A 1,008-nucleotide genomic window follows, 5' to 3' on the forward strand; every position below is an offset into this window, starting at 1 on the left:
GGCGCCGCGATCGATTTGACGCCCGACGCGCGCAATCGCCGCTTAAGTTCCAAACAGAATGGCGCACTACACTAGCCCCCTCTGCAGAAGTTACTTCTCGGGTGTTGGCCGCGATCATGCCCTGGTCGGTCTTTTCTGCCTGTACTAGTGTTATTCTCGGAAGTTTCTCGGCCACTGCTTTCATCAGTTCGATGTCGTCCTTAAACAACTTTTCGTAGCTATCCTCGTCGACATGCGCCATCCACGGACCCACCAGAGGAGCAGCAAAACGGAGAACGGCTACAAGACGTTGTACATACGGCGCGACAGCCTGCAGCCACTCTACAGGCTCATCGATGCGGTAATGCCCGCCTTTCTCAGTGGGGTGCCAACAACCGGGGGCCTGACAGTAGAGCTGCAGATCGAGTCTCTGACCTATGATCGTCTGCAACCAATCTATTCCGGTGATGACCCCCGCAACCTTAGGTCCGGCAATCGTTCCCAACCAGCTTGGTGGATCACCTGCGCCCATCCAGGTGGCCCGATCACAGGGGCGCAGCACGAACACGTTGGGGCAATCTTCCCAGATATGATAGGCGTTTAACTCGATTGCCTCGCTGAGCCAGATATCTTCTAAACGGTAGTAGGATGCTGGCTGCATTTGCTGCGGGAAATCCAGATTCCCCGCTAAGGCGCCTGAAGCGAGATAGACCTCGGCGCGCCGACGCCCTTCCGGACCCAAAGCTGCCGCGTGCTCGCTTACCTGCTTCTTGATGTCCTCCTCTGACAGGGTTGGCGGACATTTCGTCTCTCCAAACGGTGGCTCAACGGGGTTCTCCCATGCGGTCTCCAGATGCACGGCGACCGCACCTGCTATGGTCGTTACATCGAGAGGGGAGCAGTCTCCTAGGCGCCTGCCTGCTGCGGGCAGAGGTGCAACGATTTTTTAAACGGGTCTAGATAACTTTAGCCTCTGCAACCGCATGCTAAGGTTATGTTATGCAAGGGAAAAACAGGTATTTCAGGCGT

General features: G+C 56.2%; 1 protein-coding gene. It reads right to left on the reverse strand.

Translation table 11 applies throughout. The features are described from left to right. Positions 1–838, reverse strand: an 838-nt coding sequence (locus BQ17_RS18410) for a hypothetical protein (RefSeq protein WP_218068349.1), incomplete at its 3' end; no start/stop codon positions are given. Positions 839–1,008: the final 170 nt, after the last annotated feature.

Source organism: Candidatus Thiosymbion oneisti (genome assembly GCF_900092655.1).
GTDB lineage: Bacteria > Pseudomonadota > Gammaproteobacteria > Chromatiales > Chromatiaceae > Thiosymbion > Thiosymbion oneisti.